At 70.2% G+C, this 25,970-nt stretch carries 26 protein-coding genes and 1 pseudogene; 5 read left to right on the top strand and 22 right to left on the bottom strand.

The annotated features are described in order from the left end of the window. Nucleotides 1-46: 46 nt before the first annotated feature. Nucleotides 47-817 (top strand): potassium channel family protein, encoded by a 771-nt coding sequence (locus MFF04_RS03040; RefSeq protein ID WP_238273990.1) that lies wholly within the window; start codon nucleotides 47-49, stop codon nucleotides 815-817. Nucleotides 818-929: 112 nt separating this feature from the next. Here MFF04_RS03040 and MFF04_RS03035 read toward each other — a convergent pair whose 3' ends face one another. The 9 genes from MFF04_RS03035 to dsbD form a co-directional block, all read right to left on the bottom strand. Next, nucleotides 930-1,313 carry a rhodanese-like domain-containing protein gene (locus MFF04_RS03035; protein WP_238273989.1) on the bottom strand — a complete coding sequence of 128 codons (384 nt, stop codon included), beginning with the start codon at nucleotides 1,311-1,313 and terminating at the stop codon, nucleotides 930-932. 11 nt (nucleotides 1,314-1,324) lie between these two features. Beyond that, complete coding sequence (locus MFF04_RS03030) at nucleotides 1,325-2,236, bottom strand: MBL fold metallo-hydrolase (RefSeq protein WP_238273988.1); 912 nt, start codon at nucleotides 2,234-2,236, stop codon at nucleotides 1,325-1,327. Nucleotides 2,237-2,257: 21 nt separating this feature from the next. Beyond that, a complete protein-coding gene (locus tag MFF04_RS03025; RefSeq protein ID WP_238273987.1) occupies nucleotides 2,258-3,067 on the bottom strand; it encodes a sulfite exporter TauE/SafE family protein in 810 nt (269 codons plus the stop codon). Continuing rightward, on the bottom strand, nucleotides 3,064-3,510 hold the full coding sequence (locus tag MFF04_RS03020; RefSeq protein WP_238273986.1) for a YeeE/YedE family protein: 447 nt from the start codon (nucleotides 3,508-3,510) through the stop codon (nucleotides 3,064-3,066). The genes MFF04_RS03025 and MFF04_RS03020 overlap by 4 nt, the downstream gene beginning before the upstream one ends. 3 nt (nucleotides 3,511-3,513) lie before the next feature. Continuing rightward, the gene (locus tag MFF04_RS03015; RefSeq protein WP_238273985.1) at nucleotides 3,514-3,939 is read right to left on the bottom strand and encodes a YeeE/YedE family protein; all 426 of its coding nucleotides are present in this window, start codon (nucleotides 3,937-3,939) and stop codon (nucleotides 3,514-3,516) included. A gap of 254 nt (nucleotides 3,940-4,193) precedes the next feature. Beyond that, the gene (locus MFF04_RS03010; protein ID WP_238273984.1) at nucleotides 4,194-4,655 is read right to left on the bottom strand and encodes a DsrE family protein; all 462 of its coding nucleotides are present in this window, start codon (nucleotides 4,653-4,655) and stop codon (nucleotides 4,194-4,196) included. Then, complete coding sequence (locus MFF04_RS03005; protein WP_238273983.1) at nucleotides 4,642-5,490, bottom strand: L,D-transpeptidase; 849 nt, start codon at nucleotides 5,488-5,490, stop codon at nucleotides 4,642-4,644. Before MFF04_RS03005 ends, MFF04_RS03010 begins: the two co-directional genes overlap by 14 nt. Beyond that, nucleotides 5,490-6,125, bottom strand: coding sequence for a DsbA family protein (locus tag MFF04_RS03000; protein ID WP_238273982.1), 636 nt, complete (start codon nucleotides 6,123-6,125; stop codon nucleotides 5,490-5,492). Before MFF04_RS03000 ends, MFF04_RS03005 begins: the two co-directional genes overlap by 1 nt. Nucleotides 6,126-6,165: 40 nt before the next feature. Next, on the bottom strand, nucleotides 6,166-7,911 hold the full coding sequence (gene dsbD / locus MFF04_RS02995; RefSeq protein WP_238273981.1) for a protein-disulfide reductase DsbD: 1,746 nt from the start codon (nucleotides 7,909-7,911) through the stop codon (nucleotides 6,166-6,168). 101 nt (nucleotides 7,912-8,012) lie between these two features. Between dsbD and MFF04_RS02990 the strand changes: the two genes are divergently transcribed. After that, nucleotides 8,013-8,675, top strand: a complete 663-nt coding sequence (locus tag MFF04_RS02990) for a response regulator (RefSeq protein WP_238273980.1) — start codon at nucleotides 8,013-8,015, stop codon at nucleotides 8,673-8,675. After that, entirely contained in the window at nucleotides 8,672-9,988 is a 1,317-nt protein-coding gene (locus MFF04_RS02985; protein ID WP_238273979.1) for an ATP-binding protein, read from the top strand. The genes MFF04_RS02990 and MFF04_RS02985 overlap by 4 nt, the downstream gene beginning before the upstream one ends. A gap of 6 nt (nucleotides 9,989-9,994) precedes the next feature. Here MFF04_RS02985 and MFF04_RS02980 read toward each other — a convergent pair whose 3' ends face one another. Next, entirely contained in the window at nucleotides 9,995-10,318 is a 324-nt protein-coding gene (locus tag MFF04_RS02980; protein WP_238273978.1) for an ArsR/SmtB family transcription factor, read from the bottom strand. Between the two features lie 260 nt (nucleotides 10,319-10,578). Between MFF04_RS02980 and MFF04_RS02975 the strand changes: the two genes are divergently transcribed. Both MFF04_RS02975 and MFF04_RS02970 read left to right on the top strand, forming a co-directional pair. Beyond that, nucleotides 10,579-11,052, top strand: a complete 474-nt coding sequence (locus MFF04_RS02975) for a YidB family protein (RefSeq protein ID WP_238273977.1) — start codon at nucleotides 10,579-10,581, stop codon at nucleotides 11,050-11,052. 93 nt (nucleotides 11,053-11,145) lie between these two features. Beyond that, nucleotides 11,146-11,477 (top strand): annotated as a pseudogene (locus tag MFF04_RS02970) (DUF6691 family protein); the annotation flags it as partial. A gap of 312 nt (nucleotides 11,478-11,789) precedes the next feature. Here MFF04_RS02970 and MFF04_RS02965 read toward each other — a convergent pair. From MFF04_RS02965 to MFF04_RS02910, 12 genes are all read right to left on the bottom strand, one after another. Next, nucleotides 11,790-12,308 carry a hypothetical protein gene (locus MFF04_RS02965; RefSeq protein WP_238273976.1) on the bottom strand — a complete coding sequence of 173 codons (519 nt, stop codon included), beginning with the start codon at nucleotides 12,306-12,308 and terminating at the stop codon, nucleotides 11,790-11,792. Between the two features lie 1,041 nt (nucleotides 12,309-13,349). Beyond that, a complete protein-coding gene (locus MFF04_RS02960) occupies nucleotides 13,350-14,252 on the bottom strand; it encodes a hypothetical protein (protein ID WP_238273975.1) in 903 nt (300 codons plus the stop codon). A 345-nt stretch (nucleotides 14,253-14,597) separates the two neighbouring features. Continuing rightward, nucleotides 14,598-16,040, bottom strand: a complete 1,443-nt coding sequence (locus tag MFF04_RS02955) for a tyrosine-type recombinase/integrase (RefSeq protein ID WP_238273974.1) — start codon at nucleotides 16,038-16,040, stop codon at nucleotides 14,598-14,600. A gap of 817 nt (nucleotides 16,041-16,857) precedes the next feature. After that, the gene (locus tag MFF04_RS02950) at nucleotides 16,858-18,669 is read right to left on the bottom strand and encodes a tyrosine-type recombinase/integrase (RefSeq protein WP_238273973.1); all 1,812 of its coding nucleotides are present in this window, start codon (nucleotides 18,667-18,669) and stop codon (nucleotides 16,858-16,860) included. Between the two features lie 2 nt (nucleotides 18,670-18,671). Next, nucleotides 18,672-19,064: a helix-turn-helix domain-containing protein gene (locus tag MFF04_RS02945; RefSeq protein WP_238273972.1), complete on the bottom strand. Its 393-nt coding sequence runs from the start codon at nucleotides 19,062-19,064 to the stop codon at nucleotides 18,672-18,674. 48 nt (nucleotides 19,065-19,112) lie between these two features. Next, a complete protein-coding gene (locus MFF04_RS02940) occupies nucleotides 19,113-19,844 on the bottom strand; it encodes a hypothetical protein (RefSeq protein WP_238273971.1) in 732 nt (243 codons plus the stop codon). A 647-nt stretch (nucleotides 19,845-20,491) separates the two neighbouring features. Continuing rightward, nucleotides 20,492-20,749, bottom strand: a complete 258-nt coding sequence (locus MFF04_RS02935; RefSeq protein ID WP_238273970.1) for a hypothetical protein — start codon at nucleotides 20,747-20,749, stop codon at nucleotides 20,492-20,494. Beyond that, nucleotides 20,742-22,679, bottom strand: a complete 1,938-nt coding sequence (locus MFF04_RS02930; protein ID WP_238273969.1) for an AAA family ATPase — start codon at nucleotides 22,677-22,679, stop codon at nucleotides 20,742-20,744. Before MFF04_RS02930 ends, MFF04_RS02935 begins: the two co-directional genes overlap by 8 nt. A 405-nt stretch (nucleotides 22,680-23,084) precedes the next feature. Next, complete coding sequence (locus tag MFF04_RS02925; RefSeq protein ID WP_238273968.1) at nucleotides 23,085-24,452, bottom strand: BilD N-terminal domain-containing protein; 1,368 nt, start codon at nucleotides 24,450-24,452, stop codon at nucleotides 23,085-23,087. After that, complete coding sequence (locus MFF04_RS02920) at nucleotides 24,449-24,943, bottom strand: Mov34/MPN/PAD-1 family protein (RefSeq protein ID WP_238273967.1); 495 nt, start codon at nucleotides 24,941-24,943, stop codon at nucleotides 24,449-24,451. Before MFF04_RS02920 ends, MFF04_RS02925 begins: the two co-directional genes overlap by 4 nt. Then, complete coding sequence (locus MFF04_RS02915; protein WP_238273966.1) at nucleotides 24,930-25,385, bottom strand: DUF7665 family protein; 456 nt, start codon at nucleotides 25,383-25,385, stop codon at nucleotides 24,930-24,932. Before MFF04_RS02915 ends, MFF04_RS02920 begins: the two co-directional genes overlap by 14 nt. After that, nucleotides 25,385-25,873: a hypothetical protein gene (locus MFF04_RS02910; protein WP_238273965.1), complete on the bottom strand. Its 489-nt coding sequence runs from the start codon at nucleotides 25,871-25,873 to the stop codon at nucleotides 25,385-25,387. Before MFF04_RS02910 ends, MFF04_RS02915 begins: the two co-directional genes overlap by 1 nt. Nucleotides 25,874-25,970 lie beyond the last annotated feature (97 nt).

Here is a 25,970-nt window from a genome sequence, read left to right as displayed (position 1 = left end):
CGGCCTACGCGGGACTCCCACCTTCACCGCTCGCGCGTCGACCCCGATGACACCACCCAAAGCGACGCTGCGCGAACTGTACGAAGGCGACACGCCGGGAGCGCACCGCTTCCGCTACGCCCTGCTCGTGTTCGACGTGGCGACCATCGCCTTCGTCGTCGTCACCTCGTTCCTTCCGCTGTCGCCGTGGATCGTCGCATGCGACCTGGCGGTGGGCGCCTGCGTCCTGGCCGATTTCGCCGCCCGCCTCCTCATCAGCCGCGCGCCGCTGCGCGAGTTCCGGCACCTGAGCACCTGGACGGACCTCGTGGCGGTGGCCTCGTTCGTCGCGCCGGTGGTCGTCGAGGGCGTCGGCTTCCTTCGCATCCTGCGGACGCTGCGCCTGCTGCGCACCTACCACCTGCTGGAGCGGCTGCGGCAGGACAGCGACCTGTTCCGCCGCAACGAGGACGCGATCCTGGCGGCCACGAACCTGGTTGTGTTCGTGTTCGTCATGACGGGCATCGTCTACGCCACCCAACACGGCGGCAACCCGGCGATCCGCACGCCCGTCGATGCCCTTTATTTCACGGTGACGTCGCTCACGACGACCGGCTACGGCGACATCACATTGCCCGGGACGACGGGTCGGCTGCTGTCGGTCTTCGTGATGATCTGCGGCGTGACGCTGTTCTTCCGCCTCGCGCAGGTGGTGTTCCGCCCCTACAAGGTGCGCTACCCCTGCACCGCCTGCGGGTTGCAGCGGCACGAGCCGGATGCCGTCCACTGCAAGGCGTGCGGCCACCTCCTCAGCATCCCCGACGAGGGGGCGAACTGAGCCGACGCCCGGCGTCAGCGCCTCGCGCCCCCGATATCGGCGGCCATCGCCTGCAGCCGTTCCGACTCCCGCTCCTTCCGCTCCTAGTGGCAATCGACGAGGTAAGCCGCCCCTAGGCCGGATCGACCGTCGCCCCCGCTTTCTCCAGTGCCGGGAAGCCCCCGGCTACATGGGCGACCGGCCCGAGGCCCATGTCGTTGAGCGCCTTGGCGGCCAGGGCCGAGCGGTTGCCGGAGCCGCAGTAGAGAACCAGGCGCCTGCCGCCGAGCTCGGCCTTGTGGGTCGGGCTCTCCGGATCGGCCTGGAACTCCAGGAAGCCCCGCGGCACATGGACCGCGCCGGCGATCCTGCCGGTCTTGGCCAATTCCTCGCCTTCGCGCACGTCGACGAGCATCGTGTCGGGCTGGCCGAGGCGTGCGAGCGCCTCCTCGGCCGACAGGGTGTCCACCTCGCGGTTGGCTTCCGCCACCAAATCCTTCGCGCTTCTCATGGTCATAGCTTCCTCCGTCACTCGCCCCAGGCCGCGCCGTCGAGGGCGTCCAGCGGAATCTTCAGGTAACGCCTGCCGTTCGTCTCGGGCTCGGGCAGGCGGCCGCCTCGGATGTTCACCTGCAGGGAATGCAGGATCAGCTTGGGCATCGGCAGTTCGCGGTCGCGTGCCTCGCGCATGCGGACGAACGCCTCCTCGGTCGGGGTCTCGACGAGGTGCGGGTTCTCGGCCCGCTGCCGGGCCACCGTGCTCTCCCAGGCCGCCTCGCGCCCGTCCGGACGGTAATCGTGCCCGGTGAACAGCCGCGTGTCGTCCGGCAGCGCCATGATGCGCTGGATGCTGCGCCAGAGCGCGTGCGCGCTGCCGCCCGGAAAGTCGGCCCGCGCCGAGCCGCTGTCGGGCATGAACAGCGTGTCGTGGATGAAGGCGGCGTCGCCGACCCGATAGGCGATGGAGGCCAGGGTGTGGCCCGGCGTGAACAGCACCTCGACGTCGAGGTCGCCGATCCGGAAGCGCTCGCCGTCAGCGAACAGCCGGTCCCACTGCGAACCGTCCGTCCGGAACGTGTCGGGCAGGTTGTAGAGCCCTTTCCAGAGCCGCTGCACGTCGACGACCTTCTCGCCTATGGCGGTCGGGACGCCGGTCTTGTCGTGCAGGTAGCCGGCCGCCGAAAAGTGGTCGGCGTGCGGGTGGGTGTCGAGGATCCACTCCAGTTCGTAGCCCTCGCGCTCGATGTGGGCGAGCAGGGCGTCGGCGGACCGGGTCGCGGTCGCGCCGGACTTCGGGTCGAAGTCGAGCACCGGGTCGATGATGGCGCAGCGCTTCGTCCCGGGATCGGCGACGACGTACTGGATGCTGCCGGTCGGCTCGTCATGGAAGCCGGTCACGATGGGATGCCCGCGCAGGGCTTCGATGGTCTGGTCCGACATGAAACGCCTCCTTTTCCGGGTTCAGGTGTTGGCCCCGAGGAGCGGCAGGGCCCCGCGGGCGACGACGTAGAGACCGACCAGGATGACGAGGCCGGCGAAGGTGACGGTCAGGGCGCGCTTGCGCCCGGCGAGCCGCTGACCGAAGCGCGTGCCGGCGAGGCCACCGAGCACGCCCCCCAGGATGAACAAGCCGGCCAACGGCCAGTCGATCAGGCCGGAGGCGGCGTAGCTCGCCGCGGTCGCCGCCCCGAAGGCGCTGACCGCGACCAGCGAGGTGCCGATGGCCATCGGCAGCGGCATCGACGTCGCCAGCATCAGGCCCGGCACGATGAGGAATCCCCCGCCGATGCCGAAGAAGCCGGAGAACAGGCCGACCGCGAACCCGATGCCGAGCAGCCAGGGCAGGAGTACCGGGGCGTTGGCCATGGTCAGGCGCACCTCCGGGTCGCCGTCGCCGCGCCGCTTGCGCAGCATCAGGCTCCCGACCACCAGCATCACGACCCCGAACAGGGCCAGGAGGCTCTGCCCGTCGACCGCCTTCGCAGCGACCGAGCCGGCCAGCGCGCCGAGGACGCCGGCGACCGAGAACGCCGCCGCGCATCGCCACTTCACGTTCCCGGCCCGCCATTGCGGGACGAGGTTGCCGGCCGCGCTGACCGACACCGCCAAGGCGCTGGTGCCGATCGCCACATGTGGCGAGGACACGCCGACGACGTAGGTCAGGAGCGGGACGGCCAGGATCGAGCCGCCCCCGCCGACGAGACCGAGGATCACGCCGACGACCCCGCCCGAGCCGGCGGCTAGGCCGGATGTCAGCAGGCCGGGCGTCATGCGTCGGCTCCCTGGACCGCCGGCTTCGGGGCTGCCGCCGGGAGAAGGCGAAACGCCAGCATCCCGATGACCATGGCGACGACGAAGGTCACCGCCTGCGCCGGTGCGACCGTCAGCAGGGTGAGCGCGGGCCCCGGGCACAGGCCGGCGAGGCCCCAGCCGAGACCGAACACCGCGGCGCCGGCGATCAGGCGCGGGTCGAGGTCGCGCCGGTTCGGGATCTCAAGCCGGGAGGCGAGCAACGGCCGCCCCCGGCGCCGCGCCACGAGATAGCCCGTCGCCGAGACCGCGACGGCGCCAGCCATTACGAAGGCGAGGCTCGGGTCCCAGCGCCCGGTCACGTCGAGGAAGGCGAGGACCTTGGCCGGGTCGGCCATGCCGGAGACGAGGAGGCCGAGCCCGAACAGGAGGCCGACAGCGAAGGCGGAGGCGGTCTTGGCCATGGCTCAGGCTCCGACGAGATGGCGCACGACGAGGACGGTCAGGATGGCGACGGCCATGAAGGTGCCGGTGGCGACCACGGAGCGGGGCGAGCCACGGCCGATGCCGCAGACCCCGTGGCCGCTCGTGCAGCCGGCACCGAGGCGCGATCCGAACCCGACCAGCAGGCCGGCGACGGCGAGCAGCGGGAACGAGGCATCCACCGTCACCGGCGGCAGGCTGCCACCCAGGCCAGCGTAGGCGAACGGCGCCAGGACGAGTCCTGCTACGAAGGCGGCGCGCCAGCCGGTCTCGCGAGACGGCGGGGTTAGGAGGCCGCCGAGAATGCCGCTGATGCCGGCGATCCGTCCGTTGAGGAGCAGGAACAGGGCCGCGGAGGTGCCGATCAAGGCACCGCCGGCGAGGGCGCTGACAGGCGTGAAGCCATCCATGGTGGTCGCTCCCAGGCGGTGGTCCGGGGGATGCCCGGCTGGCTGCAAGGGACGTCCTCCCCTGCCAAGCCATGAACATTAGATGAAGCTTATTTAGCATCATCTAATGTAATGGCAAGCGTAAAACCGACGGCCTGGACTGGGACGCGCAGAGGGGGTGCGGTGGCGCACGGGCGCCTTCGCCTTCGGGCGGACGCCATTGATGGCGTGGCGTCGATGCCGACGGGAGGCTCGCCGTCTCCCGTTCGACCAGTTCAGGGATGGATGTAGGCGAACCCCATGCCCTGCAGCCGCGCCAGTTCGGCGGCGCCGCTCGGCACGACATCGTCCTCGGTGACGCCGTAGAGCGTATCACGGTCGATCTTCCGCTCGCGCAGGGTATGGCCGCAGACGAGGAACCGAACGCCCATCACCTTGAGCGCCTCGATGCGGGCGGCGACCTCCTTGTCGCTCGCGGCCGACTGGAAGAGCGCGACACCGTCGCCGTGACTCACCACGCGGATCTCGACGTGGGACTTGCCCACGGCCTTGACGTGATTGCGCAGGTTGCCGAGCAGGCGCTTGAAGTAGGTGGCTCCGTCGGGGCCGCCGTCGTTATGGTAGACCACCTTCTGGTCTGCGTAGTACCTGGCCGGCGCTTCCGAGCCGGCATGGGCCGCCCCTACGCCCAGGGTCGCAAGAACGACCGCGATCATCAGGCTCCTAAAGACCGTCATCGTCCGCCTCCCCGTCGTAGGCCGGAGACTCCGGTGCTTCCGACGCGCTGCGCGATAGGTTGTCGAGCCCCGCATGATCGAGGCCGTCGTCCGGCTTCGGTCTGGCGGATGCGCCGTTCCCGACGCTGCCCGTCGTCTCCGGCGCTTTTGGCCGTGCGGCGTGGACGGTGCCTCGGGACCCGAGCACCACCACCTTCGTGCCGGTGGGGACGCGCCGGTGCAGGTCGATCACGTCCTGGTTCAGCATGCGGATGCAACCTGAGGACACCGCCTCGCCGATGCTCCAGGGCTCCGTCGTGCCGTGGATGCGGTAGAGCGTGTCCTTCCCGTCCTTGAACAGGTACAGCGCCCTGGCGCCGAGCGGGTTCCTCTCGCCGCCCGGCATCCCGCCGGCCCAGCGCCCGTTCCGCTCCGGATCACGCCGGAGCATGTCGGGCGTCGGCGTCCAGCGTGGCCAAGACGCCTTGCGGGCGACGGTCGCCTCGCCGGTGAACTCGAAGCCGGCCTTGCCCACCCCGACCGCGTAGCGCATCGCCTTGCCGCCCTCCATGACGAGGTAGAGGAAGCGCCTGTAGGGATCGACTACGAGGGTGCCGGGCGGCTCCTTCGTCGGGTAGTCGACCAATTGGCGGACGTTGCGCGCCTTGAGGTCGCGCGGGTCGACCGCCTCGACCGGGAAGGGCTCGTCCGTGACGGCGGCGTACCGGCGCAGGACTTCCGGGGCGATCTGCGGCCGGGCCTCCGCGACGGGGGCCGGCGCCCCCTGCGAGGTCGAGCAGGCGCCGAGCGCCGAGGCGAGGGCGATCAGCGCCGGCAGATGGAGGGCCCGCCACATCACGAGCGTCCCCGCGCGCGGGCTTGTGCGACCGCCTGCCTGAAACCGTCGTAATCGAGCGCCGCCGCGACCTTCAGCTGGCCGATCAGGAAGACCGGGGTCCCCTGCAGGCCGAGGGCGTCGGCCTGGTCGAGGTTGCGCTGGAGCAGCGCCGCTATCTCGCCTTCGTGCGCCTTCCGGTCCTCTTCCAGACGAGCCATGTCGACGCCCGAGGCGGCCACCGCCTCCAGCATCCGCTCCTTGGGAATCTTGCGACCCGGGATCGCCATGAGCGCCCGGTGCACGGCGTCGTAGCGGCCCTGATACTTCGCCGCGAGGGCGAGCTGGGCGCCGTAGACGGAGGCGTCGCCGAGGATTGGCCAGTCCTTGTGGACGAGGCGGATGCGCCCGTCCGCCTTCACCAGACGGGTGAGGTCGGGCTCGGCCTTCTTGCAGAAGGGGCAGTTGTAATCGAGGAAGGCGACGATGGTCAGGTCGCCCTTCGGGTTGCCCGAGATCGGCGCCTCGGGGTCGTTGAGGATGGCGTTCGGGTCGACGCCCTGGGCGAAGGCTTCCTCGGTCGGTGGCGCCAGCGAGAGCAGCGCGGGCGCCAGCGCGACGGCGGGCAGAAGGGCGAGCAGGGTCCTGCGGTCCATGGTGGTCTCCGTGAAAGTCGGTTTGCCGAAAGGGGGTGGCTCAGGCGCCGACGAGGGCGAGGCGGCGCGTCAGGTCCTCGACCGTGAGCTCGCCCTCGATGCGGGCCTCTCGGACCTCGCCGCCGTCGGGACGCATCAGGATGAGGGTCGGTGGTCCGACGACCTCGAAGCGCCGCATCAGGGCGCGGGTGGCGTCGTCGTCGCGGGTGACGTCGGCGCGGATGACCGCGACGGCCTTCAGCTTCGCCCGGATGCCGGCGTCGGCCAGGACCGTCCGTTCGTTCGTCTTGCAGACGGTGCACCAGTCGGCGGCGAACTCGACGAGCACCGGCTTGCCCGCGGCACGGGCCGCCGCGAGGGCGGCCTCGAACGCTGGGACGGAGGAGACCGTCCGGCCTTCATCGACGTGGACCGCCCGCGACCGGCCGAAGCCTGCGAGCGGTCGGAGCGGGTCGGTCCCGCCGCTCGCGGCGCCGACGACGAGGGCGCAGCCGTAGGTCACGGCAACGATACCGGCGCCCTTGCCCAGCCGGCCCGCGACCCCCGCCGTCACGACGTCGAACGCCCCGACGAACACGCCGATGCCGATCGCCAGCACGCCCCAGAGCACGAGGGTGACCTCGGACGGCAAGAGGCGGGAGACCATGGTGATGGCCAACGCGAGGAAGACCACGCCGAAGCCCTGTTTGGCGGCGACCAGCCACGGGCCCGACCTCGGCAGTATCCCTGCACCGAACGTGCCGAACGCGACCAGCGGAAGGCCCATGCCGAGGCCGAGCGCGAACAGGGCGGTGGCGCCGCGCGCGATGTCGCCCGTCTGGGCGACGTAGAGAAGGGCGGCGGCGAGCGGCGGCGTCACGCAGGGCCCGACGATCAAGGCGGAGGTGAAGCCCATGACGGCGGCGCCGCCGAGCGTGCCGAACCTGCGCCCGCTCAGGCGAGACAGGCGGCTGGCGGCGCCGGCCGGCAGCGCCAGGTCGAAGGCCCCGAACATCGACAGCGCCAGGGCGACGAAGGCCGCCGCGAGCAGCCCGAGCGCGACGGGAGTCTGGAGCGCGACCTGGAGGTTGCGGCCGGACCACGCCGCCGCCACGCCGAGCGTACCGTAGGCCAGCGCCATCGCGAGCACGTAGCTGCCGGACAGGACGAAACCGCGGCCGGCCGAGAGCCGCTCCCCGGAGCGGGCCAGCATGCCGGCCAGTACCGGGACCATCGGGAGCACGCACGGGGTGAAGGCCAGGAGCAGGCCGAGCCCGAGGAAGGTCGCCAAAACGCCCGCGAGATGGCCCGAGAGCAGGCCGCTCTCGGGCTCGGGCGACGCGTCCTCGGCCGGCGTCGCGGCGTTCGTGGTCGCCTGCAGACCTGGCGCCGGGACCTCGATGACCTTGTTGATCGGCGGGTAGCAGATACCCTTCTCGGCACACCCCTGATAGGTGACGCGCACCTCGCGCACCCCCGCGAGAGCCGCGCCCGGCACGGTGGCCTCCGTCGCGCCGTGATAGACTTCCGTCGGCCCGAAGTTGGGGTCGTCCTTGGTCTCGCCGGGCTGGGTGCTGACGGGAAGCTCCCGACCGCTCGCGTCGGCGGCGGCGATCTTGTCCCGGTAGAGGTAGGTGCCGGGAGCGATGGTCCATCGCAGGCGCAACGAGAGGTCAGGGTCACGAGCCGCATCGACGGTGAAGGGCGTCGGCTGCGCACCGGGCTCGCGGCACTGCCCCGGCGACCACAGCGAGGAGCCGCTCCAGAGCAGGGCAGCGAGGATCAGGTGGGTAAAAACGTTCGGCATGGGCGGGGTCCGGGCTCGGATCGGCCCGCCGCGGGTCGGAAACGCAGCTTAAGCCAGGCTTAAGCCAGGCCCGGAGAATGGGGCCGCGAAGGGAGACACGCATGCGCATCCTCGTCGTCGAGGACGACACCATCCTGTCGGACGGGCTCCGGGCTGGCTTGGGCCTGGGCGGGGCGACGGTCGATTGCGTCGCGACCTGCGCCGACGCCGAGGCGGCGCTGGCCACGAGCGCGTTCTCGGCCATCGTGCTCGACCTGATGCTGCCCGACGGCTCCGGCCTCGACGTGCTGCGGGGGCTGCGCCGCCGGAACGACCGGACGCCGGTCGTCCTGCTGACGGCCCGTGACGCGGTCGCCGACCGGATCGCCGGGCTCGACGGGGGCGCCGACGACTACCTCGGCAAGCCCTTCGACCTTGACGAGCTCTCGGCCCGCATCCGCGCCGTCGTCCGGCGGGCTTCGGGGCGGGCCGCCGCGATCTTGGAACACGGCGCCATCCGGCTCGATCCCGGCAGCCTCGCCGTCACCGTCGACGGGGCACCCGTCACCGTCTCCCGGCGCGAGGTCATGGTGCTGGCGGCGCTGATGGAGCGCCCCGACGTGCTTCGCTCGAAGGCCGAGTTGGAGGAGCGCCTCTACGGCTGGCAGGAAGAGGTCGAGAGCAACGCGGTCGAGGTCCACGTGCACAACCTGCGCGCCAAGATCGGCCGGCACGCCATCGAGACGGTGCGCGGCCTCGGCTACCGCATGAGGGCCCTGACATGAGGTCGTTGCGCGTCAGGCTCTTCGCCATCCTGCTCCTCGCGACCGGCCTGATCTGGCTCAGCGCGGTCGCCTGGATCTATCTCGGCTCGAAGCGCGAGGTGGAGCAGGTCCTCGACAACCGCCTGCAGGAAGCGGCCCGCATGGTCAGTTCCCTGGTGGGCGCGGTCGGCGGCCCGGGACCGGACGGGGCGATCGGCACCATCCCGGCGCAGACCGCCTACGAGCGTCAACTCTCCTGTCAGATCTGGTCGCTCGACGGGCGCATGGTCGCGCGGTCGAGCGGCGCCCCGGAGCGACGCCTGACCGACGCGCCTGCCGGGTTCTCGCAGCGCGAGGTCGACGGCGAGACCTGGCGTGTCTTCACGGTGGAGGACGCCGACAAGGGCGTTCGCGTGATGGTCGCCGACCGCCTCGGCCTCCGTGAGCGCCTCGTTACCGACCTCATCATGGGCTTGGTCACGCCCGCGCTGCTCGTGGTGCCGCTGCTGGGAATGCTGATCTGGGCGAGCCTCGGAAGGGGCCTGCGACCCTTACGGCTGATGGCGCGCGACCTCGCGGGTCGCGACGCGGACGACATGAGCGCCATCGACGCGAGCCGCGCGCCCGCTGAGGTGCGCCCCCTGGCCGACGCCCTCAACGGGCTGTTCCTCAAGGTCGAATCCGCGCGACGGCACGAACGGGAGCTGACGGCGTTCGCCGCGCACGAGCTGCGCACCCCGCTCGCCGGCCTCAAGGTCCAGGCCCAGGTTGCCATCGCCGCCACCGACCCGGACGTGGCGAAGGCGGCGCTGCGCCAGATCCTGTCCGCCGTCGACCGGACCACACGCCTCGTCCGCCAGTTGCTCGACGCCGCCCGGCTCGACGCCGCAGGGGAAACGCCGTCCCTGGCGGAGGTCGACGTCGGCGCGCTGGTGACGGAGACCGTGGAGGGCATGCGGCCCCCTCCCGGGGTTCGAACGCAGATCGATCCGGGCTTGCGCGGCTATACCCTTCGGGCCGATCCTGAGGGCTTGCGCCTCGCCGTCCGGAACCTGCACGAGAACGCCGTGCAGCACATGGTGACCGGCACTGTGGCTTGGGGCCCACTGCCGGATGGCGGGGGCATCGTCGTTCGCGACGAGGGACCGGGCATCCCGGAAGACGAACTGCCCCTCGTCACGACGCGCTTCTTCCGAGGGCGCCACAAGAGCGCGACGGGTAGCGGCCTCGGCCTCACCATTGCCGACATGGCGTCCCGCCGGAGCGGCCTGAGCCTGCGGCTGCGCAACCGGACGGATCGCCCGGGGCTTGAGGCGGAGATCGTTCCGGACTGAGACCGGTCAGCCGAGCTCCGGGCAGAAGATGTCCTTCAGGGTCTCCAGCACCCGCGCGGCTCGGGGATCCTCAAGGCGGTAATGGATCGTCTGGCTCTCGCGCCGGAACGCGACCAGCCCGTCCTCGCGCAGCTTGGCGAGGTGCTGCGACAGGGCCGACTGGCTGAGCTCGACCTCCCCGGCGAGGCTGGTCACGTCCATCTCGCCGCGGGCGACCAGCAGGCACAGGATCAGCAACCGCTTTTCGTTGGCGAGGAGGCGGAGCAGGCGGGCCGCGTCGGCTGCCTTGTCCTGCAGGCGCATCAGGTCGGTCGGCGTCGCGACGTCCATCGGTCCGTATCCAGGGTGTCAGGCTCAGCTTATTTAGGTGTTCCTAATATAATGTCACCGCACGCGGCTGTCTCCCCCCGGACCGCCGCTCGTGCTTCGCTCCGAATACCATCCGGTGGCTGCACCCGATGCGACCTACTACCCTCGTCCCTGATGGAGGGGTGGCAGGAGATGCATCGCAATGGCGCCTGGGCGCGTTTCCTATTCCGACCGCCATCGGCGGATGGCCACACCCGTCCGCCATAAGCCGGAGACGACCCATGAGCGACGGGTACCCCTCGATGACGGCGCTGCTTGGCCTCCTCGCCCTGGCCGGCTACCAGAACCGGGACAAGCTTGCCGAACTGCTCGGAGGCGCTGGCCAGTCGGCCCCTGCACCCACCGGTCCCGGCGCCGTGGCCGATGCCTCCGGTGGCGGGCTGGGTGGCCTTCTCGGCGGCCTGTTGGGCGACCGGCGCGGCCAGGAACCGGGCGGCTTCCTCAACAGCGGCTTGGGCGAGATGCTTCAGCGCTTCCAGCAGGCCGGCCACGGGGCGGCCGCGCAGTCCTGGGTCAGCCAGGGCCCGAACCAGGAACTGCCGGCCCAGCACTTGGAGCAAGCCATCGGACCCGACATACTCGCGACACTGACCCAGCGCACCGGGCTGTCCCGCGCGGAGCTTCTCTCCCGCCTGTCCAGGGAGCTTCCCCAGGCCATCAATCGATACACGCCGGACGGCCGGATACCGGCCTAGACGCCTCTTCGACACCCGTAAGCCGCCCGCACGCAATGCAACGGCGTGCGCCCTGGGCGCCGGTCGGGCTCGGCCTCCTCGTCTCCGGCATGCGACCCGAGCCTCGCCCTCGTCATGGCGGGTGCCGTGGCGGTCTCGGCCGTCGGCTACCTCCTCGCGTAGCGACGCGTCGGCCGTTACTCGCGCCCCGGCCGGAGATCCCGGACCGACGTAAGGTCGACCCACGGTTGATCGTCGGCGCTCCCGTCTTCGGTTTGGCGTGGGGTTTGGTCGGCCTGTGCCCCGGGCCCGCCCTGACCATCCTCATGGTGGCGCCGCGCCCAGCGGCAACCTTCGTAGCCGGCATGATCGTCGGCATGCTGCTGTTCCGTCTCATGCCCTCGGCGGTCTCGAAGCCGATGGCGGTGCAGGAGGCCGATGCGTAGATGACCGGTTTGCTCACATCCGGCCTCGCGCCCCCTCGGGCGTGGTCGGCATGTGGCGTCTCGCCAGCCTGACTGCCTCCTGGGCGAGCTCCAACGAAGCCGCACCCGTCCATTCAGGGCGGCGCCGTCGTGCAGGGCATTTGTGTCTCCGCAAGCTGCTGCCGGCCATCCTCGCGAGGTCCCGATGAACGCGATACTCCTACGGCCGTCGATTGGCGCCTCCGTCGTTCGGACGGGCCGGGGCGTCGCACGCCTCGAATTCGGTTGGCTGCGTGCGGGAGGAGGCGACGCAAGCCCCCTCCCGCCGCGTTGTTAGCGCCAGGGATTTCGGGACTGCGGGCAACCGAGGGTGTGTACCCACGGCCGCTCGGGCGCGCGGCGCGCCCGGTTCCCGGTCAAGCCTTTCTGCTTCGCCGGCGGTGGGAGGACCTTGAGCGATGGCGGTCCAAAGAGGCCGAGCTGGACCGCCAGGGACGTAGCCATCGCAAGTTCCCGGTCTACGGCCGAGAGTCGGAAGGTGCGCCCCGCGACCGCCGCGTCGATCTCGCGAAGGTCCCGGGGATCGACTGCGGCAGCCAGGTCGGTGCCCCCATCGACCTCCTCATCTTCCAGGAAGGCGTCCCACTCGTCGGACCGGTATGCGAGACCGGCGACAACGACGTTGCCACCGGCGATCCTCGTCGGCGGGTAGAGAAGTTCGGCCGTATCGGCCCTCGCCTTGTCCGCCGCTTCTGGCACGGCGGGGGACCACTCCCGTCCCGCGGGCGCGGCATCCGAATGATGTTTCGTATTCAATGACAGCTCCGCAATGGCGACGGGCCAGCGGCTCATGCCGGGCAGCTTGCGACGTCGCTCAGGCCGAAGCGGAACGGGACTCTTGCCAATGGCGTCGGGAGATGCGAATCGATCGTCCACGCGCCAAGGCGCCCATGTCCGCCATCGGCGGTTAGGGTTGCCGGCCGGGGTGCACTCGGTTTCGTCAGGGTACACCCCGGTCGATGGATCGCATGGTGGCGTGTGCGGGCGGCTACCCGCACACGCCTACCTGCGGAATGGCGGATCCGACACGGTCATCTCCCTACTCCTTATCAACGCGGGCCGACGCGACCCGGGCGGAGCCTTGTAGGGCACCGACCGCCCGCAGAGTCAAGCCCGATGCCCGCCTTATACTTGGCACGCGCCCGATCCTTGACGGGCATCCCGGCCCATATGCTTTCTTTCGAGCCGGAATATCGTCGGTCTTTCGTCTTGAAAGGATTTAATACGCTATCCTTCTCGGACGAATACATGGATCTGAAAAAATCACATAACTTACAATGGCTTATCCGAAACGAGCCGCGTAGCGGCTCGATAAGGATCAACGAGGCGATCCTTCAAACCCTGTGCGCCACGGCCTCCGAGGCGAGCCACGGGAAACCGGAAGTCCAGGCGTTCGAACGGCGTCCTAGACCCCGTGCTGGCTCCCGTTCAGGCACGGCACCCTCGTCAGCCGCGATCCGATGCGAACCGTCACTGCCGTTCGAGCGAGACGTGGCCTAAGTTTGTGGCGGACGAGGCTTCAGGATCGCCCCTGCGACGTCGCCGGGAGCTTGATTGAGCCCCGCACGAGGTGAAAGCCGTCAGGGATGGGGCGAGACGCACCGGCCCCCTTGCCTCTCTTGACCCACTGAGATCCGCCGCGCCGTTGGCCCTCCCGGGTTAAACCCGAACGCGATGCTCCGACCAGGTCATGCCATTACCGGCGTGGTGGGGCGCCGTCGCCCGCACCGGGTTGCGCCCCCGGGAACACGCACCCATGACCGAGCCCGGCTGGAAGGCCCCGCGGCCGCTTCGCGGCGCCGCCCCGTGCTTGGCCTGCGCAGGCGCGCGGCGTTACCTGCCGCAGGCGGAGACGTCGCTTCCCGGCCGTACCTCCTGCGCCCACCCGGCAACGCCGGTGCGGCTCGGCCGTCCATCCCGCCTGCGTTGACGTGTCCACCCCCTCGGGAAGAGCGAGGAAGGGCCGTGTTCGTCTGCCAGGGTCCGCTCGATGTCTTCCAAGCGGTCCGCCAGCCCGGTCAAGCGCTCGGCCAACGCTTGGTCCGTCGGATGAGAAGCGGGGAACATCAGGTCGGCCATCGTCGCCGGCTCGATTGTCGTGGCATCCGGATCCGATGCGGCAACCTCCAAGGTTGCCGCCAGGAGGATGCCGATGCGAAGGGCCTCAAGGGTCGGAAGTCCCCGTTCCATGGCCGCCTTCACCGACCGCCCGGGCAACGGGATCTCGACCGGCAACGTCCTCGCGGCCGGCAAGGCGCCACGCCCCTGCCGCCATGTCCGGTACCGTGCAGCTCGGACAGGCCGCCGCCACGGGCCGAATTGCAGCGTCCAGGGACGGCCCGAGACGGGCCGATCCGGTTCCGGGCGTCCCGCCTCGGGAACCATCCGGCCGACGGCCGCATAGCCGGCGGCCCTCTCGGCACGCCGCGCCTGCATGGGATCCCCGCCGGATACCACGGCCACGTCGAGGTGGGCCGCGACGCTGCAGTCGTGAAGGAGGTCGAGCGGCGCGGCGAAGGCGACGTCGCGGCTCTCGTCGGCCCTGGCCGCAATGAGTGCGGCAACGAGCTCCGTTCGGATGGCGGCGGAATCCTTGATCGACGGTTCGAGCGACGGCCTTCCGATCTCTGCCCCTTCGATGACCGTCATGCCCCGGTCCACGCATGCCAAGCCACAGCTGACGAGCAAGGCGGCGTACAGCGCGGAACCATCGTCAGAAAAGAACCCCACGACCATCGTGACCTCCGTTAAAACACGTGCGACCTCGTCTTTCGACTGCAAGGAAATTATACCAGAGATATAATCTATCGGACAAGTGGCCGTCGCGCGGGCCCAGCGCGAAATGGCGATCAGGGTTACCGGAGGCTTTCGCGACGCGGCTTGGGGAACCATGCCCCGTCCGTCGGAAACCGCGTCTCATCGAGGCGCGGAAGTTCGGCGCGCGACGGCGCGGCTGGCGCGCGCGACGAAGAAGGCCGCTCTCACGTGACGGCCCACGAACCGGCGTAAGCGTGCCATGCCCGGCTGCGCCGATCCGGAGGACGGGGACTCCTCGCGAGTGACGACGGGCCTTCCGGAAGCCTAGTCGAGCGGCGCGCGTGGCCTGAGGATCATCTCCTCGCGGATCGGGCTGCCGTCGAGCGGCGGCAGCTTGAGCTTCGCGATGGCGCGCCGCGCGGAGCGCATGTGCGGCCCCTCGCTGTACACGTCGAGGGTGATGCTGCTGCGTTTGTGCCCGACGATGGCGGAGATCATCTCGCCCGGTACGCCGGCCTGCTCCATGCGGCTGCTGAACCAGCGTCGGAAGGAATGGAAGTTGACAAGGGACCGCCGCTTGCCGGCGACGACCTCGTCGACGCCGACGCTGCGGCGATACTCCGTGAACCGGTTCGACGCCTTGAAGCTGCGCTCACGCATCGAGCCGACCTTCTTGACGGGGGGCCATTCCGGGAAAAGGTCGTCCTCCGGCTTCTTCCCCGCCGTCCGTCGAGAAACGACCTCGGCGAGGTCCGCATGGATGGGGACGAAGCGCGCCGACGCCTCCTGCTTCTGCGGCTTGAACAGGAAGCAGTTATGCGCGGTGTCCCGGACCTTCAGGTCGACGATGGCGTCGAGCCGGGCGCCGGTGAGGGCGCCGATCAGCATCAGGTCGCGCAGCTTCGGCGGCGCCGGCCCGCGCAACAGGTCCGCGAGTTCCCGGTCGGTGAACGGCCGCTCCTTCTGATCGTGCTTGGCCTTCGGCCCCTTGACCCGAACGTTGGCGAACACGTTTCCAGGCACGGCCTTCGTCCTGGGCACCATCCACTGCCAGTAGCCCGAGAGCCTGCCGATGTACTTGTTGAGCGTCACGTGGTGGAGGCCGGTCATCTCGACCAAGGCGTCGGCGAAGGCGTGCGCCCGGCTTACGTCGAGTTCCTGCAGCGTCGCCGGGACGCGCTCTCGCTTGCACCAGTCCTGCAGGAGACGGAGGGCACGGGCGTCGTCCGCCCGCGTCCGATCCTTGACGAAGAGTTGCTTGCGATAATCCTCGTGCATCAGGTCGATGGGAGTGGCCCGCCCCCAGGAAACCGCCGAGAAGAGCATGGCCTTCTCGGTCTGTTCGGGAAGCGCCTCCTCGATCTCGGTCGGGCCCTCCTCGGGATCCACGACCCTGACCCAGCGAGCATCCTTCCACCGGATCTCCGCGTGGCGCTCGTAGACCGCCTCCCGAAACTCCTCCCAATCCTCGGCGCTGCCGTTCCGCTTGAGCTCCTCGGCGACCTTGGAAAATTCGACGGCGACCTTCATGTCGTCCGGCCCGGGCCGGCCAACCGCCTCCATGGCCTCGGCGATCCGGCGCTTGAACCGCTCCACGTGCTTCCGCTTGAGGACGTTCGCCTCCCGGAGGCTGTCCGTCTCCAGGTTGTGCACGAGCTTCGTGGCGCCGAGCGCGCGCCGGACCTGGATCGGGACCGAGACGGTGACGCGCCAGGTGCCGCCGTGGAGTTCCAAGTAGGCCTTCTTCGGGTCAGGCGTACGCGCCAATTCGATCTCCCTGCGGTAGGAGCCGTCAGGGCGCAGTCCCTACCCCTGTCCCGCGAATGCTGCCCCGAGGCGGCCGCCTTCGTCTCGGCACGGGGACTGATTGTCGGCCGAAGACGTTCATCCGACGCTAACGCGACCTTGGTGGCGACAGCTTTCAAGGCGCCGAGGCTGCGTGCCGTTGAACGCCTCTGGGCCACACGACCGAAAGTCGCCGTGAGGTCGACGAGGGCCTGTTTATACCAGCGATAAAATCAATTGCATAGCGGGCGGCAGTTCGACGGAGGAGGACAGCGGTGTCCGATGCCTCGCCCGGTTCGTCGGGGTCGTCCGCATGTCGAACGGCACTCACGGGACACGGGCGCTACGTCGGCCTCAGGGGGGATGGGAGACGCCCGATCCCGACCACCGCCGCCTCTTCGGCTGCTCGACGCGTTTCGGAGGCGGTAAATCCCATACAATTCCCAGCTCGCTTCCCAGCAAGTCACAGAGACGGATTGCAAATTTGCGATTTCAATGACTTAGCTGTGGCTGGGGTAACAGTCCCCTCAGCTCCACCAGGCCTTTCCGCCCGGTGGTTTCCTGAATCAGGCCAGGCACTTAGCCGGGCCGGCGAGACGCGATGGTACCCCACGTGGCACCCCGCCTGTCACCCCTGGCCGGACCGAATTAACCACCTTTTTTCGTGCGCCGCGGCCCGGCGGCGGCGCCGCGGGTCCGAAGGATCGGCTACACGAACCTGTCTGCATCCGAGGAACGTCGGCCCGCGCACGCCCAGGCTTTTGGGAACCGACCCGCGCCCCGCGGGCCGGCCCTCGCCTCAGCCCGCGCCGCCGCGCACGGCGACCTGGTGCCGCTCGCCGACGACGACCACCTGATCCGAGACGCTCCCGTCCTCCGGCTCGAATGCCCAGAAGGTGTGGCCGGCCTTGCGGAGACGCTCCATCGGCGTCGGCTCGAACGCCTCGTCGAGCCGGCAGGCGACCTTCCGGCGGACTTCCCGGAAGCGCCCCCTCACCCCCTGATGGATGACGACCGAGCCGGCTTCCAGTGCACCCGCATCGACGTCGCCCAGGGCTCCCGGGAGTCCGGGAAAAGTTCGGGAATTTGCCTCGTGAACCGTCGGTTTCGGTCCGTTTGCCTGGAATTGGCAGTCCGCGAGCACAAGCGCCGTTGCGGGATCTGACGAGCGAAAACCTGTTTCTTCGCAGTTGGTTGTGGTGAGTACCTTCGCTCCGCAGAGATTATCGTTCGGCGACGCCCAGGAAAGGGACGGGGTGGCGGACGGTGACGACGTTTCCGTTGCGTGCCAATGGGTTACCCCTTTCGCGGACGGCGAGTCCGGGAGTTCCTCCGGATTCCCTACCACGGGCGCCTGCAAGGCACCGGCCTCCGGAACCGGGCGGCGCGGACGCCGCGCGCGCTGCGCCGCCTCGAACGCCGAGGCCTGGACCATCGCCGCGAGCGTCTCGGCGGGCGCCACGCGGGCGTAGTGGTGCGCGGTGGTGCCGACCCGGGAGTGGTGCAGGACCTTCTGCGCCTTGGTGATGTCGCCGGTCGCGCGCAGCACCAAGCTGCCCCGGGTGCGGCGGAAGTCGTGCGGCCGCGCGTCGACCAATCCGACCCCGTCGCGCGTCGCGGCCCAGTGCTTCCTGAAGGCGGGCACCTTGAGCGGGTAGAACCGGCCCTTCACGAACAGCGTCCCGCAACGCCCGCGCATGGTTCGCTGGCACCGGAACGTGAAGACCGACGTGGGATGCTTCCCGATCTCGCCGAGCAGGATCTCGTGCATGGCCGGCGTGATCGGCAATTCCTGCACGATCCGCCGCTCGTCGAGCTGGCGCCGCTTGCGCCGCCGGCTCTTCGGCGCCTTCACCTTGACCGTGACCATCATCAGTTCCAGGTCGACCTGGGCCCACCGGAGCTCGACGGCGTTCGTCAGCCGCAGGCCGCTCTCGTGGAGGAACCGGGCGGCCGGCGTGGTGTCCGCCCGCCAGGCATCGAACGCGGCATCGACCTCGTCCAGCGAGAGTTCGCGCGTGCGGGCGACGTCCGCGAGCGTGAGCGTCGGCCAGTTCGGCATGTCCGGGAGATGGAACTTCCTGACGGCGACGGCATCGTTCATGAGCCGTCGCAGCGTCTTCACGTGCGTGTCGACGCGGTCGTCGCTGAGGCCGCGTTCCTCCAGGGTCCGGATCAGCCGCCAGACCCGCTCGTCGTCGATCTCGCTCAGCCTGGTTTCGGCCCTGAGGATCTCGACGAGGGTCATGAAACGCGTCTTCGTGTCTCCGGCGCCCGCGTCCTTGTGCGCCTCCCGCGCCCAGAACACGTCGATGGCCTCGTCGAGGCGCCCGTCCCGCACCCGGTCCGGGACGCCGCGCTTGCCGTAGATGCGGACATGCTCGTCGATCCGGGCGTCGCGGTACTCGCGTGCGAACCGCTCCGCCTTCCGCCGGTCCCTGCACTCCGTCGTCTTGCGGTGGGTGGTCCCGTACAGGTCGAATTCCATCTGCCAGAACGGCGACTTGCGCGGGTCGAGGTAGACGTACTTGCCGCGCTGGATCTCCTCGCCCGGCGGGCGCTCGGCCCGCTTCCGCTTCTTGGCCGCCTTAGCCTTCTGCGCGTCCACCATGGTCAGGCCCTCCCGTCGCGGGCACGCAGCGCCTCAAGGAAGGCCCCCGGCCGGCCCTCGGGAAGCGCGGCACGGCGGGCGCGCCGTGGAGCGTCCAGGGGACGGGCAGCCGCCGGGACGGCGCCTGAGGCCCGCGGCCCGGGGCTCGGGCGATCCGGCGCCCGGACCGTCGGTCCGACCCTGCGGGCCGCGACGAACCGGTCGAGGTCATCGTCCGTCACCCGCAGGTGACGGCGCAGGCTGCCGCGCCCTACCTTGAACGCCGACAGCGAGCCGTCGGCGACGTGGTGATGGGCCTCGCTCAAAGAGATGCCGAGCCGGTCGGCGGCCTCGGCGATGGTGAAGACCTTCTCGAAGGCGAAAATTGCGGGCGTCGCGCCCATCAGCGTGAACATGGTCGTGATCCTTGATTGCGGGCTTGGCAGGGTTCGGGCGAGGCGGTCTCAGCCGGCTTTTTCACCGTCGCCAGGTCCCGCGCGCAGCAGGGTGCCCCCGGACCGGCGGTCGAGGTCCCGCACCAGGTCGTCCACGGCCCGCAGGACGGCGGCGACGTCGGCGCGGCAGTGCGGCTGGAAGCGATTCCAGGTCCGCCGGCGGAGGCCGAGCCAGGCCGCGACGCCGTGGGGGACGAGCCCGGGGGCACGACGCCAGAGCTCCTCGAACACGAAGCGCCGGAACGAGGAGGGGGTGACGAACAGGGCGGCCGACGTCCGCCGGTGCCGCTCGAACCGCCGGCGGAACCGCCCCGGTTCGGGACCGCGCCAAGGCTCGTCCGTCCAGGCCGCGGCCTCGGCCAGCGCGCAGGGCGGCAGGAGAACCTCGGTCGCCGGATGCCCGCGCCACGCCGTGGCATACCGGCCGCCCTCATGGATGAGGGCACCAGCCTCCGGGTCGATCCGCCAGCGGCGCGCCGACGTGACAACCCCGGGCCTGAGCGCGCCCGCGAGCGTCAGGACGCACCAGCGCCTGGCATCCTCGTCGTCCGCCATCGCGGCCACGAAGGCGGCGACCTCCGGGGTCGTCGGCGTGCGCAGGCTGTCCTCATAATGCCGCTTGCGGTGGCCCGCACCGGGCTGGACGTACGCGTCGGCGTGGAGGTCGGCCTCGAAGCGGAGCTGCCCCCCCTGCAGCAGCGCACGTTGCAGTTCCGGGGAGCGGACGCGACCTGCCGCCATACCCGGCACGGCCGGTCCAACGCCGCCGTCCGCTGAGGCTGCGTCGGTTCGCGGCGTCGGGCCTCCGCCCGCCCCGCCGCCGGCTGCGTGCGCGTCCCGGCCCCCGGTTCGCGTGCCGCGGCCCGGCCGGACCCTTCCGCCCTTCCGGCTCGCGCCGTCGCCCGCAGCGGGGCCGTTCGCGTCCCGGAGCGGCCCGGCATCGGGCATGGCTTCCCGTTCGCGCCCGCGGCTGCGGGCGCGCCTGTCAGTGTCGGTCATCGTGCTGTCCTCGCCTGGTTCTCGCTGGATGCGGGCCGGGCGGTCCTCCCGCCCGGCCCGCCGCTCGCGCCGGCGGGCGTTTGACGGCCCGCCGACGATCGCCTAGCGTCCAGATTCCTCGTCGGGCCCTAGGGCCCCTCGGATCGCTGGACGCTCCGGCCGGTCTCGTCGAAAAGGCGGCCGTGCGTGTCTTTCAGAAGGGCCTCGGCGGTCGCCACCGTCGGGGCCCTTCGGATGTCCGGCCGGGGCATGGCCCCGCCCGGCGCGCCCGCGCGACAGGGACTCGGTCCCCGCCCTTGCCGGGCAGGCCCAGCATGCACCACCCGGTCCCGGCTGTCGAATCGACGGCCCGCCCAAGTCATTGGCATCGTTCGGGTTTCCGCCTAGGATTAGCTATCCGATTCTTGCGGCGATCCTTCGCGACCCGGCGCCGCGCACGGGCCAGGGCGGTCGGGCCGCAGCACGATCACGTTGCCGTCGCACCGGTGCCGGCGCCGCTGCCGCAGCGCCCGCCGCTCGGCCTCGACCATGACCTCCGCCGCGACCGCGACCCGCGCCCGCTCGACCGCGCCCTCGAACACCTGCCGCCCGAGCTCGCGCTCGATCTCGACGAGCGTCTCCAGCAGCGCCATCACGGCCTCATCCATGGCGGGCCTCCATCGCACGGTTGTGGGCCACCATAAGGCGCGCGAAGTCGGCACCATCGACGACTCGATCCGCCAGGAGCAGCCGGGCCAGCGCCTCAATCGCCACCCGGTGGGTGCGGACGTGCTCCTGTGCTACGAGGTAAGCCCGCCGCAGGTCGCGCCCGACCGCCGCCCGGAGCTCGGCATCGCCCAAGAGGGTGGCCGCTCGGTCCATCGGCGCGCGATGGACCAGACTCCCGCCAAGGCCGAAGCTGACCCGGGCGGACGCCGCCAAATTCGTGGCGTGCGCAAGGTCGTCGTGCGCGCCGGTCGAGGCCTCCAGCCCGAATGCCTCCTCGCCGGCGCGCCCGGCCAAGGCGGTGACGACGAGCGCGGTCAGGCCGTCCTTGCCCAGCGTCTGGGAGCCGGCGGGGCTGACGACCGTCGAGCCGCCGCGCCGCGCCGTCGCGACGATGCTGATCCGCCTGACGTCGCCGCCGACTGCATGAGCGACGCAAGCATGTGCCGCCTCGTGGACCGAGCACCGCCAGAGGTCGTCCGCGCCGCGGTCGTCGGGCGGAAGCACCTCGTCCATCAGGTCGTCGAGCGTCATGGGCCGACCCGAGACCCGTGCCGTTCTCCGCGCGCCCTTCACCCATGCGCTCACGTCCGCGCCGGTCGCGCCAAGCCCGGCCAGAGCGACGCCCGACAGGTCGACCCCGTCGAGATCGTTGCCCAGGTGCTGCCGGAGGATGCCTTCAAGGGCGGTTGCGTCCGGGCGAGGCACGCGGATCACCCGGCCGAGGCGCCCGGGCCGCAGCAAGGCCGGGTCGAGCCTGCCCGGGTAGTTGGTGGCGCCGATCAGGATGACGCGCGAGCCCGGTGCCGCCGTCAGTTCGCACTCGCGGAGGTAGGCGGCCTGCAGCGGCCGCCAATACGAGCCGTTGCGGTCGTCCTCACGGCCGTCGCGATGGGGGAGGCCGTCGAGCTCGTCGAGGAAGAGGATGCATCCGCCACGCGCCCGTGCCGACGAGAAGGCTTCGACCATCGCCGCCAGGGTCTTGTCGAGGTAGGAGGAGCCCTCGAACCACGCCGCGACCGAGGTCTCGATCAGGGGCAGGCCGGTGCTACGCGCGAGGCTGTGCACGAGGGAGGTCTTGCCCAGACCGGGCTCGCCCGCAACCACGCAGCAGCGGTCCGCCTCGCGCCAGAAGGCCTCCGCCGGCATCGAGCGGTGGTCCTCGACCAGGCGGCGGGCGAACACGCCGGCCTCGCCCATGCCATGCAGGTCATGTATTTGGGGCACCTCCCGGAGGGGGGCCGAAGACATCGCGCGAGCGGCTACAGCCCGTTCGAGGCGTCTGACGCAGCCCGCAGCCCCGCCCGCGCCCGAACGGAGTGCTGTGGCCAGATCGGGCAGGTCCAAGCCCTCGACCGCGGCTGGCATCCTCCTCGGCGTCTTCCCCGTCAGCGCGCAGATGGCGGCCGAGACCAGTGCGGCGGTGGGACCACCGATCCTGAGGCGGAGGTCGGCGGCCACGATGAAAGCCGGCGGGACATGGGCTTCGGGGGCGTGGCAGACCACTGCCACCCGCTGTCCCGCGGCGACAGACTCGACCAGCTCCGCAACGCCGTCCGTTGGCTTCCGCCCGGCCCGATAGGATCCGTCGCGCCCCTCGATGAGACCCCAGGTGCCTGTCTGCGCGAGGGCGCGGCGAAGATACGGCACCCACGCCATTGAAGGCGCTTCCACCAGCACGGCTATGCCGCGCTCGCCAATTACGCGGCGCCGGATCTCCGGCGTCATCGCCTCCTCCAGGAGGAGTTGCCCGAGAAGGGCCAGGCTGGATCCGGCCCGTTGGAGGGCGGTGCCCGCGGGTTCGTGGTTCAGGCCGAGGAACTCGTCGGCCGGCATGTCTTCGGGATCGGTATTCTTGAGATTACGGATCATGGCTGCCTCCGCGCAGGGGCAGCCGGCCGCGCTCCGTGGCGGCGGGTCAGCCCTCAGCGGGTATCGGAAAGGCGGGCGAGCGCCCGTGACGGATCGCGGCCGGGTCGTGCCCAAGCCGGGATGGCAGCCGATTTTCGGAGGGTGGTGGTCATCGGGAGCAAACCTTCAAAGGTCTCCCGGTCACGCACGATGAAGTGCGCGGTTATCCGCGGGAGGAGGAATCGGCGTGGGCCGGTGCGGGGATCCCCACCCGGAGCGCCGTGCATTTGATCTGCGCGAACATGGGATCTTAAATGCAGGTAAACGGACGAAGGTTCAAGCTGTCCCGCGTCGAGACCAGGATTTCCCCCAAGATTATAGTTAATTCATGATGAGAGATGTCGAGGGGAAAAGCCCCCTCGACATCTAGGCGGCCGGCTGGAAGCCCGGATTGAAGAGCGTGAGCCTGCCGTTAGTGACGGCTCGCCTCGACCTGATAGAACGGAGGTCGAGATCAATTAGGGTGTCGGGGAAATCGCCGGCAAGCACCCGCAACACCTGCGCAAGCATCAGGCACCCGGCCACCGCCCCGACGAAAGGTGCCCCCACGGCCGTCTCGGCCAACCTCGTCAGGCCGCAGATGTCACTGCCGGCATCCGAAAGGCGGCGATACCCCGGCCGGGAGAGGTCGGCCGCGCCTCGTGCGTGAGCACCCTGTCCCCACATCTCGGCGGCGGACTTCGGCGACGGGAACGTGTGGACCCTGAGCGCCCTGAAGTCCTGGGCGCTGGCGCCGATGCCGGCCTCGACGACGAAGGGGAAACCCGGCATCTCAACCTGCGATCTGGCAAGCGCGTTGTCCACGCCGCAGACCAGTACGGCTGGGTCGTCCTCGGACCGCCGCCGAAAGCCGCCGTCGAACGGACGTTCCACGAGCACGGTGTTGAAGCCTTGCTGATCGAGAACGTCGGCAACGGCACGCGTCTTCCGCCTACCGAGCATCCCCTCCTGAGTCAGGATCGACGTGCTGTCCGTCGAGCCGGTCACCTCGTCGGTATCCTGCAGGACGAGCCGCACCGCCGCCCGATCCGAATACGGGCAGAGCATCAGGGTCCAGAGAAACGCCTGGCCAAGATGCCCGAGGCCGAGGATCCAGAGGTGATTGGGCAGAGCAGCGAGGGCCGGACCGTCTCCGGCGGCTACGGTCCAGTCGTGGGAGCGGTCGGGGCGCCAAAGCGACAGGCCGAGGTTGCGGTGCCCCGCCTCGACCTCTCCACGTAGCATCGCGAACACCTCGGCGGCAGCCAGAGCGCCGGCAAGCACCGCGGCCGGCGTAACGGTCGTGACATCACTCAGCCGCGCGCCGCTCAGAGGCACGATTCCTCCGCGCCACCCCTCGAAGGTCACCGCGACGCCACGCTGAGGCATGGTGGCCGTGTTGCCGATGATCACGCCGGGCACCGAGGCATCGGCACTGCCTCTCTGGCCGCCTTGAGCCTCGACCTCGTCGGCCAGCGACCTTGTGGGGCCGCCCTGGACGAGCAGCGGCACGTCGAGGTCACCGTCGACGAGGACCCCGCCGAGGGCGAACCGCCGGCCGATGTTCACGAGGGTGAGCAGGGCGGCTTGGTGGGCCGCCGACGACGCGATCTCGGGACCGGCGAACACGCCGATCCGGTGTTCATGTAGGCGGGCCATGGCGGTCTCGACGTCAGGCGCCGTGCCGTTGTCGAGGTCCACCTTGGCGATGCGACTGAGCGTGTCTCGCAGCCGGTCGATATCGGAGTGGGTCATCTCTCACCTCGGATGCTGATGCCAAGCCAGCCGAAGCGGGGCGTAGGGAGGACATCCCATCGCTTCGCGCCCCGGTAGCGGTAGACGCCGACGCCGGCGAGGTCGAAGGCGGATCTCGCGAGCCGCGGGGCGATCAGCGCCACGTGCCCACGGGTCGCCACCATCGGATGCTCCTGGTCCGAACGGCTCTGCCCCGCACCGTCCGGATGGGTGTGGATGTCGGCGAGGACCTCCAGGTTCTTAGCCGCGCAGGTCTCCCACACGGCGTTCATGGCGTGCCCGGAGAGCCGCACGATGCCGGTGGTGAGGGCCTCGGGGTCGATGTCGTCGTAGAATACGATCATCCGGACCCGCCCGCCCGTCAGGCTCCTGTCGCCAAGCAGGAAGGCACCGCTTTCCCGAACGCCGGCACCGCGGCGCTGGAGTTCCCGGAACAGCCGCCACCAGATCGGGTACGAGACCATCAGGCCGGATTGCTCACGCGATGCCATGGTAGCCTCGCGAGTTCAGGTACCGGTGAATCTCGGAGATGTACTGGACGATGCCCCGCTCGGGCTTCCAGGCCATGTGCGGGTGGGTGCTCGCCCAATCCGCGTGGCCCATGCGGGACAGCCGGTCCAAGGGGAAGTACATCGCCGCCCCGGCGTGCCAGTCCCACCGGAACGTCCCGGAGAAGACGGCATCACCCCGTGGCCAGAGGGCGGGTGCCAGGATCGTCCCGTTCGTGAGGTCCCAGAGGCCGCCGGTCGGCGGCTCAGCTGGGTAACCGCTGCATTCCAGCCGCAGGACGAACTCGCGCTTGTCCCTGGCGGTGATGCCGAAGATCGCGTGGGGCCACGCGACGGTGATGAGGCGCCAACGCCCGCGGGCCGCACCCTCTGTGAAGAGGGGGGCCGCGAGGTCGCGCTCCAGCTGGGCGCGATCCGGGGTCATCAGATGCTCCCGTTCACGCGGGTCGAGGGCAGCAGGTCGAAGACCACGCGGCAGTCCGGGCACTTGGCGAGGGAGCCCACGTGTGTTGCCTCGTCGGGCCGGTCGTTGGTCCCGTGCAGCTGCAGGGAGAGCTCCGCGGCATCGACCGCGTCGATCTCGAACTGGCGCTCGGCCCAGTCCTTGATCCGCGTCAGCGTGGAGCCCGGGCCGAAGGCCCGCTCGACCGGACGGCCGGCGTACCGCACGACGACGTGCACGTGGCGGCAGCGGCTGTGGTGCAGGAAGTGGGGCTTGCCGTGGTGCCGGATCTGGTGGTGGTCCGGCAGCGGCTCGTCGGCGTCCTCCTCGAAGAGGAAGAGGCCGATCACCTCCCGGCCATTGGCCAGGTCGATCTTGAGGGTTTCGACGGTGATGCCGTCGTGGACTTGGTGATGGGCCGGATCGAGGTCGCCCTCGCGGCGGATGAAGATGTCGATGTGCGTGGTCATGTAGTGAACTCCGTAGCCGGCCGTCGTGGCCGCTCACGGAATTGATCGGCTGGGCGCCGAAAAAACCTCTGACGCCCGATTGCCGAACCGCCACATC

The sequence above is a fragment of the Methylobacterium jeotgali genome (genome assembly GCF_022179345.1).
In the GTDB taxonomy this organism is placed as follows: domain Bacteria; phylum Pseudomonadota; class Alphaproteobacteria; order Rhizobiales; family Beijerinckiaceae; genus Methylobacterium; species Methylobacterium jeotgali.
Note: the sequence above shows the minus strand (reverse complement) of the source record. Positions and strands in the feature narration are given on the sequence as shown.